This is a genomic window from Vibrio sp. 10N.261.54.A5 (assembly GCF_041471145.1).
Taxonomy (GTDB): Bacteria; Pseudomonadota; Gammaproteobacteria; order Enterobacterales; family Vibrionaceae; genus Vibrio; species Vibrio crassostreae_C.
This window is the reverse complement of the sequence record NZ_JBFRNU010000024.1, coordinates 80008-92681: the sequence shown is the minus strand read 5'-3', so window position 1 is coordinate 92681 and position 12674 is coordinate 80008. Positions and strand designations below refer to the sequence as shown.

At 45.3% G+C, this 12674-nt stretch carries 11 protein-coding genes and 1 tRNA gene; 5 read left to right on the top strand and 7 right to left on the bottom strand.

From position 1 onward, the window contains the following. Positions 1 to 15 precede the first annotated feature (15 nt). Positions 16 to 100 (top strand) — tRNA-Tyr (locus AB4329_RS08225). Positions 101 to 591: 491 nt separating this feature from the next. On the opposite strand, the gene AB4329_RS08220 is transcribed toward AB4329_RS08225, so the two are convergent. Then, positions 592 to 1500 carry a Tim44 domain-containing protein gene (locus AB4329_RS08220; protein ID WP_017068945.1) on the bottom strand — a complete coding sequence of 303 codons (909 nt, stop codon included), beginning with the start codon at positions 1498 to 1500 and terminating at the stop codon, positions 592 to 594. A gap of 196 nt (positions 1501 to 1696) precedes the next feature. On the opposite strand from AB4329_RS08220, the gene AB4329_RS08215 reads away from it, so the two are divergent. The 3 genes from AB4329_RS08215 to AB4329_RS08205 all read left to right on the top strand — a co-directional run bounded on the left by AB4329_RS08215 (position 1697) and on the right by AB4329_RS08205 (position 5246). After that, the gene (locus AB4329_RS08215) at positions 1697 to 2287 is read left to right on the top strand and encodes a TetR/AcrR family transcriptional regulator (RefSeq protein WP_048613073.1); all 591 of its coding nucleotides are present in this window, start codon (positions 1697 to 1699) and stop codon (positions 2285 to 2287) included. A gap of 17 nt (positions 2288 to 2304) precedes the next feature. Further along, positions 2305 to 4179, top strand: a complete 1875-nt coding sequence (locus tag AB4329_RS08210; RefSeq protein ID WP_102393521.1) for an MFS transporter — start codon at positions 2305 to 2307, stop codon at positions 4177 to 4179. 146 nt (positions 4180 to 4325) lie between these two features. Continuing rightward, on the top strand, positions 4326 to 5246 hold the full coding sequence (locus AB4329_RS08205; RefSeq protein ID WP_372137991.1) for a YeiH family protein: 921 nt from the start codon (positions 4326 to 4328) through the stop codon (positions 5244 to 5246). A 133-nt stretch (positions 5247 to 5379) separates the two neighbouring features. Here AB4329_RS08205 and AB4329_RS08200 read toward each other — a convergent pair whose 3' ends face one another. After that, positions 5380 to 5547, bottom strand: a complete 168-nt coding sequence (locus AB4329_RS08200; protein WP_017060175.1) for a hypothetical protein — start codon at positions 5545 to 5547, stop codon at positions 5380 to 5382. Between the two features lie 106 nt (positions 5548 to 5653). Beyond that, positions 5654 to 6532 (bottom strand): LysR substrate-binding domain-containing protein, encoded by an 879-nt coding sequence (locus AB4329_RS08195; RefSeq protein ID WP_017064076.1) that lies wholly within the window; start codon positions 6530 to 6532, stop codon positions 5654 to 5656. Positions 6533 to 6725: 193 nt separating this feature from the next. Here AB4329_RS08195 and nagE point away from each other — a divergent pair, with 193 nt between their 5' ends. Next, positions 6726 to 8171 carry an N-acetylglucosamine-specific PTS transporter subunit IIBC gene (gene nagE, locus AB4329_RS08190; protein WP_017064077.1) on the top strand — a complete coding sequence of 482 codons (1446 nt, stop codon included), beginning with the start codon at positions 6726 to 6728 and terminating at the stop codon, positions 8169 to 8171. A gap of 145 nt (positions 8172 to 8316) precedes the next feature. Here nagE and menE read toward each other — a convergent pair whose 3' ends face one another. The 4 genes from menE to menH all read right to left on the bottom strand — a co-directional run bounded on the left by menE (position 8317) and on the right by menH (position 12670). Beyond that, on the bottom strand, positions 8317 to 9753 hold the full coding sequence (gene menE / locus AB4329_RS08185) for an o-succinylbenzoate--CoA ligase (protein ID WP_372137989.1): 1437 nt from the start codon (positions 9751 to 9753) through the stop codon (positions 8317 to 8319). A gap of 64 nt (positions 9754 to 9817) precedes the next feature. Further along, positions 9818 to 10825 carry an o-succinylbenzoate synthase gene (menC, locus tag AB4329_RS08180; RefSeq protein ID WP_017060171.1) on the bottom strand — a complete coding sequence of 336 codons (1008 nt, stop codon included), beginning with the start codon at positions 10823 to 10825 and terminating at the stop codon, positions 9818 to 9820. 75 nt (positions 10826 to 10900) lie between these two features. Then, positions 10901 to 11767, bottom strand: coding sequence for a 1,4-dihydroxy-2-naphthoyl-CoA synthase (menB, locus tag AB4329_RS08175; RefSeq protein WP_029222208.1), 867 nt, complete (start codon positions 11765 to 11767; stop codon positions 10901 to 10903). A gap of 102 nt (positions 11768 to 11869) precedes the next feature. Next, complete coding sequence (gene menH, locus AB4329_RS08170; protein ID WP_017076764.1) at positions 11870 to 12670, bottom strand: 2-succinyl-6-hydroxy-2,4-cyclohexadiene-1-carboxylate synthase; 801 nt, start codon at positions 12668 to 12670, stop codon at positions 11870 to 11872. Positions 12671 to 12674: the final 4 nt, after the last annotated feature.

Sequence of the window (12674 nt, the reverse complement as noted above, 5' to 3'; positions counted from 1 at the left end):
AGTAAGACACACCCTGGAGGGGTTCCCGAGTGGCCAAAGGGAGCAGACTGTAAATCTGCCGGCACTGCCTTCGATGGTTCGAATCCGTCTCCCTCCACCATATTCTCCTTAATTGGAAAATCGAAAAGCCAACTCATTGAGTTGGCTTTTTTCGTTTCTGAGCTTTATCTCTTACTAAACGTGTCTTCTAAAACAACCCTCAACTTCCTAAACACTAACCCGCTACTACAAATAACTAATCGAGCTAAATCATTCAAACATCAGTGATCCCATACTTCAGCATGACGCTCACAAACCAGATAAGCAGCGCAGCCTAAACAATTGCTCGATACATGTTCTTCGCATTCGTTCGCAATTATCTGTTTCTGCTGCAAAGTAACCTCAGGCTCCAATACGGGTTCAAAGAACTTTGTCATTACTCATTACATCCAAATAAAATCAGTTAGTTAGTCTCAGGTTAATCCAATCTTTAACTAAGATACATATCATTAGACGCAAAAAAGCCCCTGCTGATTTCTCAGCAGGGGCTTTCTATTATTTGGTGTTATTCCGAATAACTACATCCTATTGATGTTGAGTTAAATCCTGGAATTAACCTTGAATACCAACAATTAACCAAGGTGCATTGTTAGTTGTTAGGTCACGCTCTAGATGCCAGATATCAGTGATATCTTCTTCAACGCCATCCGCTGTGTCACGGTAACGACCGCTAAACTGAAGGCTTAGCTGTGCTTTGCTACCATCGTGGTCTGCGCGAACGATTTCAGCATCAACGTACATTACGTCTGTGTGCTGATCACCGTCTAGCTTATTACGCTCAGCTTTTAGGTCTTCAAATAGGCTTGGAGATACGTATTCTTCAATCGTGTTTAGCTCGTTGTGATTCCATGCACCTTGCAGTGTACGGTAGTGCTCACGAGAACCATTGATGAATGCCGCTTGATCAAAGCCCGGTGGGTAGTTATGTGGAACATCGCTTTGTGCACCAAAACCGAAACCACCAGCAGCGCCTTGTGATTGAGGTTGTGTTTGCTCGAAGTTATGAACATTTGGTTGTTGCTTAGGTTGTTCAAACTTGTTCTGACCCATGCCGCCGAATGCTGGCTGTTGGCCACGTGCATTCTGCTGATTCATTGAGCCCTGCTTCGCGCCCAACATTCCGCGTAGGAATTTAAACGCTAGGAAAGCAATCAGACCCATAATCAGAATATCCATGAACTGGATACCTTCAAATGCGCCACCAAAGAATGCAGCTAAAAGACCACCAGCAAGTAAGCCACCTAGCAGACCGCCCATAAGGCCTTTCTTGCTAGAGTTAGCTGCTGTGTTCTTACCTGTTTGATCTTGACGGATCGAATTCGTGTTTTGTTGTTTTGGTGCTGGAGCCGTTTTAAAGCTTTTGCCAAATGACTTACCACCACCAAACTTTTTCGCTTCCGCGATTGGCGTCACCGCGACTGTTACCAACAGGATCGCGACTAGTGAGAAAAATCGTTTCATTATTATCCTTTATAGGTTTTTTATCTTTCGACACCTTAATCATACTCGTTAACAAAGAACAATGAAATGTTCACCGTGTTTACACATGTATCATAATATTGCGGCTATTAATTGATTACTAAACTAGCGAAGGGATTGACGGCACTCTGGGGCAGCATTAAAATATTGAACGATGTTCATTTAATAGAAAGTACCCATGGCAAGACGAAACGATCATACTCGCGAACAATTAGTGCAATTAACCTTAAAAACGGTGACCGACTTCTTAGAAGAGCACTCTTATCACGAGCTAAGTCTACGTAAAATCGCCAATATGATTGGTTACGTTCCAAGTACCTTAGTAAATGTATTTGGTAATTACAACCTACTGCTTTTGCATGTGGTCGCTCAAACATTAGATGAACTGGCGTCAGAATCCGCTGCAACTGTTGAACAATCGAGCAACCCTCAACAAGCTCTATTCAACCTTGCCTACTGCTACCACGATTTTGCACAGAGACACCCTCACCGTTGGCAGCTTATCTTTGAGCACAACATGAACGGTGAAAACCTTCCTGAATGGCAATCGAACCGCATCGATAGAATGACAGGCATGCTAGAACAGTTGCTAGTAGCGATTGCTCCTGAACATACGAAAAGCGAAGTCGTTAAAGCCAGCCGTGTATTATGGTCTGGAGTACACGGAATTACTCTACTTAGCGTTGATGATAAATTTTTCGCCTCTGAGCCTATTGATGGTAAAGAGCTGATCAATAACCTAGTCTCAAACTACTTAACCAACTGGTAATCATCCAAGGAAAGACAATGAACAACAGCAGCCAATCTTCGCTGTTAACGCAAAAAAGGTTCCTACCCTACTTTATTACCCAATTTCTAGGAGCCTTTAACGACAACATATTCAAAAATGTCCTGTTACTGTTTGTTGCTTTCGCAAGCGTAGACACGCTGCCTATTTCCAGCAATCTATTCATTAATTTGGCCGCTGGCCTTTTTATTCTGCCCTTCTTCCTATTTTCAGCTTTGGCTGGTGTACTGGCCGACAAATACGAAAAATCGTGGTTTATCCGTAAAGTTAAGCTCCTCGAAGTAGTGATCATGTCACTGGGTGCGATCGGATTCATCTACGAAAGCTACGGAATATTACTTCTGCTCCTGTTCCTTATGGGAACGCAGAGTGCTTTCTTTGGCCCGGTGAAATACGCCCTGCTTCCACAACAATTAGAAACAAAAGAACTGGTATCTGGTAACGCTCTCGTCGAGACAGGTACATTCTTAGCGATCCTGATTGGTACTCTCGGCGCAGGCATCATTGCATCTGAAGAAGGCGCGAAGCTCATTGCTGCGGTGTGTATTGTTTCGTTCGCCGTGCTTGGCTATGTATCAAGCTGGTTTATCCCACAAGCGCCAAGTAATGCACCAGACCTTAAAGTAAAGTGGCAACCTGTAAAACTGACCCGCGCGACACTGGCGATTGCAAAAAAAGATCGCCCGACCTTTCAAGCTCTGATGTCTATCAGCTGGTTCTGGTTCCTTGGTGCGGCTTACCTAACTCAGTTTCCCAACTTCACTAAACTGCATCTAAACGGCACTGAAAGCTCCGTCGCCTTTTTACTGGCACTATTCTCGGTAGGCATTGCAATCGGCTCTTTAGCTTGTGATAAGTTATCTAATCACCGAATTGAAATCGGCATCGTGCCAATGGGCAGCTTAGGTATCTCGATCTTCGGTCTTCTGATGGCGATATCCATCCCGGAGTCTTTGCCTGACTTTAGTTCTTTCCATCAATTCGTAACCTACTCAGAGCTGTGGCCACTGTTTGCTTACCTTCTGCTTCTGGGTATCTCTGGTGGTGTCTTTATTGTTCCTCTGTATTCACTGATGCAGTTACGTGCCAAGCCCGACGAGCGTGCCCAAGTGATTGCCGGGCTCAATATCTACAACTCACTGTTCATGGTGGGAAGTGCGGTATTAGGTATTGTTTGCCTTAGTGTTCTAGATCTTTCAATTCCGCAGCTGTTTATCTTGCTCGCAGTGGGCAACACTTTGGTGATGCTGTACCTGTTTTATCAGGTGCCTATCTACGCTTTCCGCTTCTTTACGTGGGTGGTCACTCACACCATGTACAGAGTTAAACATAAGAACTTACATCACCTGCCAGAAAAGGGCGGTGCGTTGATTGTCTGCAACCATGTGAGTTATATGGATGCACTGCTGCTGAGTGCGGTTTGCCCTCGCTTGATCCGTTTTGTGATGGAAGAGGATTACACCAAGTTGCCGCCAATTCGACGCTTCTTGAAAAGAGCTGGGGTGATTCCAATCTCCGCGACCAACCGCAACTCGATTCGAAACGCTTTCAAAGAAGTAGAGCGTGCCCTGCATGAAGATCACATCGTGTGTATTTTCCCAGAAGGAAAGCTCACCTCTGATGGCGAAATGGCTGAGTTCATGCGTGGTATGGAGCTGATCATCAAACGTTCCCCTGTCCCAGTGATTCCTATGGCTCTTAAAGGATTATGGGGTAGCTACTTTAGTCGTTACAAAGGCCGTGCCTGCAAAGGGTTACCCACTCGCTTCTGGACTAAGCTAGAGATAGAAGCTGGCGAGCCGATTTCACCTAAACAAGCCTCTTGTGAAACGCTTCGACAGTCAGTCTCTGACCTTCGCGGATCATTACGCTAGTTAACCAGCCCTTTATTCATATCAGTTGAACAAGCGTTAAGTTTTCCTTAACGTTTGTTCAATTCATTTAGACTTACTTATCATTTTATTGAACGTATAGTGGTCTCATCACAATAACGCCACAACAAAACAAGACTCTAAATACAATGAACCTAAAAAAGTCCGTTCCATTTTATCTTGCTGCACTGTTTTGCTTAACGCCTTGGGTTAGCTCACCGACAGCCCTGGTTATCGGTTTCCTGCTTGCTAGTTTAGGATTAGTCCCTGAACACTTGGAAGTCGGCAAGCTTACCAAAAAGCTACTGGCCTACTCTATTGTTGGCTTGGGTTTTGGTATTCAGTTTGAAAAAGCATTAGCAGTAACAGGCGATGGTATTGGGCTCATTGTAACGACGATTATCGGTACATTAGTCATTGGTTGGTTCTTGGCGAAACAAATGGGGCTAGACCGCACTACGGGCTATCTTATATCTTCTGGTACCGCGATTTGTGGTGGTAGCGCGATAGCAGCAGTGGCACCCGCGATCAAAGCAGACGATGAACAGATTGGCTTGGCATTAGCCACCGTATTCGTGTTGAACTCGGTTGCTCTATTCTTATTCCCGATGATTGGTCACGCGTTTGAGCTCAGCCAACAAACATTTGGTACTTGGGCAGCGATAGCGATTCACGATACGTCTTCTGTAGTAGGTGCAGCTTCAGCGTATGGCGAAGAAGCACTGACGACAGCGACAACATTGAAGCTCGCTCGCGCACTTTGGATCATCCCTATCGCTTTAATTAGTGCGATGATCTTCAAGAACGATCAAAAGAAGATTACGGTTCCCTACTTCATTTTCTTCTATTGCGCCGCTATCGCGGTGAGTGACTTACTGCCACAATTTGAGATGGTCTATCAAGGAATCTTTGATGTGTCTAAGCGAGCACTGGTCGTGTGTTTGTTCTTAATTGGCTGTGGTATTTCAGTTGAGAAGTTAAAAGCGGCAGGGCCGAAACCACTGATGTTTGGTATTACAATGTGGGTCATGATCTCAACGGGTTCATTGGCGTGGTTAACTCTCGCTTAGCCCGCATAGAAACGCTTTAGATGTTTGTTCGGTGAACTAGACACTCAAGTTAGCGAGCAACAAAACAAAAAGGCAAAGCTCCAATGGGCTTTGCCTTTATCGTTTGTGGTAAGGGTATTCTTTGTTGTAACAATCACGAATCAAACAGGGGCTTATCACTCTTCTTGCTCTCTCTTTTCATTAAAACAAGTACCACAACCAACACAAATGCGGTGAGCTCAGCCAACGAACGAGTCAACCCTGACGAGATGATTGCTTGGCCTATCTGCAGTAAAACCGCAATGGTGAGGGCAATTTTCATAATAAGACCTTATTCTATAATCCGTTATTTATATGGCTTATTATGATGGATGGTTATAAAGATAATAAATTCTGTTTTGAACTATCTAATTGCTAAATTAACTAACCTAGCGCAACTGCCCTTCTAACCACTTAATAAAGGTTCTTACCTTAGGGCGTTTTTCCGTGCCTAGCGGGCAGATTAAGTCATACCCTTGGTCTGTATCCATGCTCGGATAAGGTGTTATCAGCTCACCAGTCTGAACATACTGCTTAACAAAATGATAGCGCCCCATCGCGACACCGATATTGCTGAGGGCACTTCTTACGCCCATATCCCGGTGGCTCACACAGTAAAATTGCTCAAACAAGTTCACATCTAAGCCGTGGTGTTTAATCCAACGCTGCCATACATCTGACCCTAGTGCATGAATGAAATTAATCCGGTGCAGCGATTCTAAGCCATCATCAAAGATGTCGTGTTCAGCCGCGTAACTCGGTGTACATACCGGAATATACTTTTCACCAAACAGGCGCTGTCGATGCATGTCTTTGAGATTTTCAGCACCATAGTAAATAGCGACATCGAGATGATTTTGATGAAAATCCTGCTCTTCTTGCGAGAAAATATTGAGATTAAACTTTGGGTATCGCTGTTTAAAATCAGCCAACCTCGGCAGTAACCAACTGTTGGCAAATGCAGGACTGGTACCGATATTGATCTGTCCATACAAGTCTGTGTTGGTAATGTCTTCGATCTCACCAAAAATAGAGCTTAACGACTTGGATAACGTTCGTTGAAAGCGCTGACCTTCTTCCGTTAGTTCCAGTTTACGAGTCCCTCGCACAAACAAGTTAAATCCGAGTTCACCTTCTAACACTTTGATTCGATGGCTAACGGCTCCCTGAGTCAAATGCAACTTTCTAGCCGCTAGCGTAAAGCTCATTTTCTCTGCAGCAACATTAAAAGTATGAAGATTTCTAAGTAAAGATTGATGGTTAGCCATACGAACTCATGCATTAAAAATTTTAATTCATACTACTACCCGTTTCGTTTGTTTGCATCAAGAAATAAGTTTTTAATAACCGCAGTTACTTAAAATCCTGCCTCGATCAATATTTGACTCCATACGTTGACGAGCAGAAACATTAAAAAAATTAATTACAAACTTAGGGGCACATATGAATATACTCGGGTATATGCAAAAAGTAGGTAAGGCATTGATGGTTCCCGTAGCCACACTGCCAGCTGCAGCAATCCTTATGGGGATCGGCTATTGGTTGGATCCTGTTGGTTGGGGTTCTGAAAGTATCTTAGCCGCATTCTTGATCAAATCTGGTGGCGCGATCATCGACAACATGGCGGTTCTATTCGCGGTGGGTGTCGCATTTGGTTTGAGCCGTGATAAGAATGGTTCTGCGGCACTGTCTGGCTTTGTGATGTTCCTCGTCGTCACCACGCTACTTGCTCCGGGCTCTGTTGCTCAGTTAATGGATGTTGAACTCAGTGAAGTGCCTGCGGCATTTGGCAAAATCAGCAACCAATTCGTAGGTATCATTGTGGGTATCATCTCTGCTGAGATCTACAACCGCTACTCAACGGTTGAACTTCCTCAAGCTCTAGCGTTCTTCAGCGGTAAGCGTTTGGTTCCTATCCTGACCTCAATCGCAGGTATGGCTCTCTCTTTTGCTCTACTTTACATCTGGCCAGCTGTTTACGACGCTCTGATCGTTCTGGGTATTAAACTAGAAAGCATGGGTGCGGTGGGTGCTGGTCTGTTTGGTTTCTTCAACCGTTTGTTCCTATCAGTAGGTATGCACCACGCTCTTTACCCTGTGTTCTGGTTCGACGTTGTTGGTATTAACGACATTCCAAACTTCTTAGGCGGCGCGCAATCTATCGCTAACGGTACGGGTATTCCAGGTAAAACTGGCATGTACCAAGCGGGCTTCTTCCCTATCATGATGTTTGGCCTACCAGCAGCAGCATTGGCGATGTATCACTGTTCTGATGCGAAAAACAAAAACCAAGTATTCGCAATCATGCTTGCGGCAGCTATGGCTTCATTCTTCACGGGTATCACAGAGCCACTAGAATTCAGCTTCATGTTCCTAGCACCCGTGTTGTTCCTACTGCACGCAGTATTAACAGGCCTATCGCTTTACATTGCAGCAAGCATGGAATGGATGGCAGGCTTCGGCTTCTCTGCTGGTTTCGTTGACCTAGTACTATCAAGCCAAAACCCACTCGCGGTTAACTGGTACATGCTACTGGTTCAAGGTGTGGTGTTCTTCGCGCTTTACTACGGTATTTTCCGCTTCGCTATCATCAAGTTCAACCTACGTACTCCAGGTCGTGGTGAAGAGATGGAAGCAGAAAAAGAAACTGAAACGCCAGAAGCATTGGCTAACCTAACCAACAGCTACATTGAAGCGGTTGGCGGTGCAGACAACATTCTAGAAGTCGATAACTGTATTACTCGTCTACGCTTAACTGTGAAAGACTCAGGTGCAGCAGACAGCGAGAAACTGAAGAAACTCGGTGCGGCAGGTGTGGTACCGGTTGGGAAAGGTGGTCTACAAGTTATCATTGGTCTAGGTAAGGTAGATAAAGTCGCTGAACAAATGAAGAAGGCACTCGCTTAAGCTAAACAACCAGCTGGAAAGATAAAACCCTTAATGACCAGATAAAACAGTAAGAATTTGTGACGGCTTCACCACCGTCACAACCCCCTGAAGCGCAATTACGACTAGTCACCGTGTATTGCGCTTCATTTTATTGCTCTTCGCTCTATTTAGAACGGGTCTGCTGTAACCACTGCGCCAATCCAGCGCGCGAAACCTTAATACCATGTTGTTCCTGCTGAGGCATTCGATAATACTCAATAGGAAATTTGAACCGTTCAAGACGACCAGTTAACTGCTCGATAAACCACTCTTTGGTTGGCAACTCAGCACAATCGACAATCGCTGCAGGTCGAAATCCGAACTCATCATCTTCAATGGGAACAATAAAAGCCTGATTAACCTCAGACAATTGATTGAGTACTCGCTCAATTTCTTCGCAATGAATGTTCTCACCACCAGAAATAAACTGGTTGTCGGCACGGCCAATAATCGACACTTGTTCGCCAAGCCACTCACCAAGATCTTTGCTATCAAACCAACCGCTCTTATCAACTAATGGCGTTAAGTTACCTTGATAGTAATACCCGGACGCGAGCGTCTCGCCACCAATAAAGATACGTTGTTCTTCAATTTTTAGCTGGCGATGGTTAAGGACAAAACCGGCGGTGCTGCCGGCATCAACGGGCTTCGCGGTCACGGTTGAAGCCGCTTCAGTCATGCCGTATCCAAGCCATGTTTCGATGCCCATTTGTTGAGCTTCGAGCCCAAGTGCTTCTGGTATATGACTACCACCCAAAAGTACATGCGTTAAAGTAAGTGCTTGCTTACTCTTTAACAATCGATGTAGTTGAGTAGCGACCAATGAAGCATGACTGCATTCTTCTATATCGGTTTCAAGCTGACCTGTGCCTATTTTGATGCAACCACCAGCCGCCAACCAACGATGAACTATCGCCAGCCCCGACACATGGTACATAGGTAAACTCAGTAACCACGTGTCACCTTGTTGATAACGAAACACCTCAAGCAGCCCTGACGCAGAGCATAGGTGCTGCTCAAGTGTATGAGCGACCGCTTTTGGGTTTCCGGTAGAACCTGAAGTGAATACGATGCTCGCTAGATTTTGCGGATTGAAATTGGATTCTTGAGGTGTCGTTATCTGCTCATCATCACCATCAAACTTCAGTTCACTTAGGCAAGGCAAGGTCACCAACTGAGTATTCAAATCGGCAGTCTCTGATTGCTCTATTCCGCTATTGCCCAAGAGCCAAAGGTAGCTCTGTTGATCTGCTTGATATAAGGAATCGAGCTTTTGCTTCAGGCGTAAACTAGGCTGAGGCATCGTAAACGCACAAACCACACCCAAATTGAGTGCGGCAAGATAAACAGGGATCACTTCAGCTTGATTCTTACCAACAATCGTCAGTACATCACCTTCAGATAGGCCTTGATGAGATAGCTGTTGTTGGTACTCACTAACCAACACAAACATTTGCTGCCAAGTATAAGTGCGGTGAGTGGTCACTAACGCTGGTTGAAGTGGGTTTTGCTGCGCCCACTTTACCCAGAGCGGGGGATGATTAGATTGTGGGCGCATCATATGATAACCAAAAATAGATTAAGAACTTGTTAAGCTAACTAAATAGCCATTCAAATAGCTCGGTCTAAGAAGACCAAATCAATTGTTGCTTTTCAAGCGTAGAGACAGGCAACTGACAGCCCGGCCAAGAAACCTCTAGCTGCTGCTTGAACAAGCCAATCGTATCCAACCCCGGCACTTCATTTGGCAAATATTGCTGCGCCAGACGAGCAATCTGAGTCAGACCTAGGCTCGACTCAATGCTTGAGCTCAATACAGGTTTCATTCCAAGCTTCTGTGCTCGCTCAATGATTGCCACGCAACGCTCGACAGAACCAATAAGAGTTGGCTTGATCACGACTGCTTTAACACCAGTAAGGTCGCTAAGATCAAATTCCGGGCTGCGCACCGCTTCTTGCAGTGTCTCGTCCCACGCAATCGCCACACCATGGTCAATGGCAAAGGCCAAACTGTCTTCTGGCTTTTGGCAAGGCTCTTCGATAAAGCTTATACGCTGGCGCATTGACGGCGAAATGTATTTAATGAATTGCTTCGCTTTCTCTGGCTTCCACGCACGGTTGGCATCAAGTCTTAGAGTCAAATCAGGGATCGACTCAAGGAATAAGCTAACCAACATGCCATCGCGAATCGCTTCGTAGAGGCCGACTTTCACTTTCGCGACCTTCTCGCCTACCATCTCATTCAATACAGGAATCAGTTCATCTGGATCGCCTGTACACAAAGGCGCCGCTTGGTAGTTACCTTGAGCGTTAAGATCGCCTCGCAATTCCATCATCGCCATTGAAAAGCCAAACGCGACAGAAGGATACAGCTCGTCGAAAGGCGTTTGAGGCTTATTGTGGCTCCAAAGCTCTAATTCGTGTTGAAGCTGAATGCCAGCTTGTTCGGCATCTTCTTGGCTAAAACCGGGCAAAGGCGCAACTTCGCCAAAACCAGTTTTACCATCACACTCAAGTTGGATGATATAGCCAACACGTTCGTTCAACTTATTGTCACGAAGAACCACACCACTATCCATAGGTAATTGATAACGGTAAAGTTTAGCGTGACGCTGAGAATTCACTGAGTTCATAAAGTTTCCTAAAAAACGGGGAACATCAAAACAAAACGAGCCGCTATTAGCGACTCATTTTGAAGAGGAGAAAGACTATGGATTACGCGGGAACTTGTCGAAGTCCGGTCGACGTTTCTCGTTGAATGCGTTGCGGCCTTCTTGGCCTTCCTCTGTCATGTAGAACATCATGGTTGCGTTACCAGCCAACTCTTGTAAGCCTGCTTGACCATCACAGTCAGCGTTCAGTGCCGCTTTCAAGCAACGCAGTGCCATTGGGCTGTGTTGAAGCACTTCACGACACCAACGAACTGTCTCTTTTTCTAGGTCAGCAACAGGAACAACGGTGTTTACAAGGCCCATGTCCAGTGCTTCTTGTGCATCGTAGAAGCGGCACAAGAACCAGATTTCACGTGCTTTCTTTTGACCAACGATACGAGCCATGTAAGAAGCACCCCAACCGCCATCGAAAGAACCCACTTTAGGACCCGTCTGACCGAACTGCGCGTTTTCAGCTGCAATAGTAAGGTCTGCCATCATGTGAAGTACATGACCGCCACCGACTGCCCAACCCGATACCGCTGCGATAACTGGTTTTGGACAAGTACGAATTTGACGTTGGAAATCAAGTACATTCAAGTGGTGCGTACCTGAGTCATCTTGGTAACCGCCGTAGTCACCACGGATACTTTGGTCACCACCAGAACAGAACGCCTTCTCACCAAGACCAGTCAAAATGATTACGCCAACTTTCTCGTCATAACGAGCATCAGCCAGTGCATTGATCATCTCTTTTACGGTTTGTGGACGGAACGCATTGTGGACTTGAGGACGCGCAATCGTGATTTTCGCAATACCGTCGTCAGACTTGTGGTACTGAATATCTTCAAATTGACTGCTTTCATCGCTCCAGTTAACTGCCGCGTAAAGTTCTTCTTCTGTGATGCCTACTGTTTTAGCCATGGTGATTCCCATTGTTCTATTAGAGACCACGACTAACAAGTAGTCGTGACGGTGTTGCTCTGCTTTTGATAGTGCTTGAGACTAGAGATCCGCTCAGTCAGATTAGCGACGACTGGCGATACATTGGATGATCAAGTTTGAAAACAACTCTGGTTGCTCAAAATGAACATTATGACCAGCGTAGTCGACCTGACTATATTCAAAGCCACTATTCTCAGCTAGATCCATGAATTTACGATCTTTTTCTCCACACACATAATGCAATAAATGCTCATGAGATTTCAATGTGGCACGTAAATCCGGTTGCTTAGCTAACGAAGTAGATAACAACATATTTGCTACGGATACTCCAAGGTTACCACTACGCTTTATGACCAAAGTTTGTCTTTGCTCATGATTTAGTGAAGAAAAGACGCTTTGTTGATACCAATCGTCTAAAACATCTTCAATCGACTGCTGCGCAAAGCGAACAGCCCACTGCGTATCATGTACTAACCTCTGTGCTCTTTCTTCATCACATTCCAAGCCAAAGTTGCCACCTTCAATGATGACTTTCTCTAGGTTGAGTGTTTCGAAGCAAGGGCTTGTCACCCCATACATGGCGAGCCTGCCTCCCATAGAGTAGCCAATCACCACGATAGGGTAATCAGCAGGAAGATCGTTTAGCGCCAATTGAGCTGAGATGCACTGGACAATTTTCTTGCAGCAATGATCAAACCCTACCGGATCGATAAAGCGACTTTGTCCGTGTCCGGGTAAATCGATGCAAAGGAGAGGAAAATTCTCGAGGAATGGATGACATGCACTCCAATCATCCCCGCTTCCGAGTAAACCATGTAAAAAAACAAGCAAAGGTTTGTCGGAAGGTTCTTGTACAGCTGGGTAATAATTGGAGTAAAGCATGTAA

Excerpts from the sequence above, each read along its gene's own strand:
- AB4329_RS08215 (WP_048613073.1), top strand. The coding sequence starts at position 1,697 with ATGGCAAGACGAAACGATCATACTCGCGAACAATTAGTGCAATTAACC.
- AB4329_RS08220 (WP_017068945.1), bottom strand. The coding sequence starts at position 1,500 with ATGAAACGATTTTTCTCACTAGTCGCGATCCTGTTGGTAACAGTCGCG.
- AB4329_RS08195 (WP_017064076.1), bottom strand. The coding sequence starts at position 6,532 with ATGGCTAACCATCAATCTTTACTTAGAAATCTTCATACTTTTAATGTT.
- menC (WP_017060171.1), bottom strand. The coding sequence starts at position 10,825 with ATGAACTCAGTGAATTCTCAGCGTCACGCTAAACTTTACCGTTATCAA.
- AB4329_RS08210 (WP_102393521.1), top strand. The coding sequence starts at position 2,305 with ATGAACAACAGCAGCCAATCTTCGCTGTTAACGCAAAAAAGGTTCCTA.
- AB4329_RS08205 (WP_372137991.1), top strand. The coding sequence starts at position 4,326 with ATGAACCTAAAAAAGTCCGTTCCATTTTATCTTGCTGCACTGTTTTGC.
- nagE (WP_017064077.1), top strand. The coding sequence starts at position 6,726 with ATGCAAAAAGTAGGTAAGGCATTGATGGTTCCCGTAGCCACACTGCCA.
- menB (WP_029222208.1), bottom strand. The coding sequence starts at position 11,767 with ATGGCTAAAACAGTAGGCATCACAGAAGAAGAACTTTACGCGGCAGTT.
- menE (WP_372137989.1), bottom strand. The coding sequence starts at position 9,753 with ATGATGCGCCCACAATCTAATCATCCCCCGCTCTGGGTAAAGTGGGCG.
- menH (WP_017076764.1), bottom strand. The coding sequence starts at position 12,670 with ATGCTTTACTCCAATTATTACCCAGCTGTACAAGAACCTTCCGACAAA.
- AB4329_RS08200 (WP_017060175.1), bottom strand. The coding sequence starts at position 5,547 with ATGAAAATTGCCCTCACCATTGCGGTTTTACTGCAGATAGGCCAAGCA.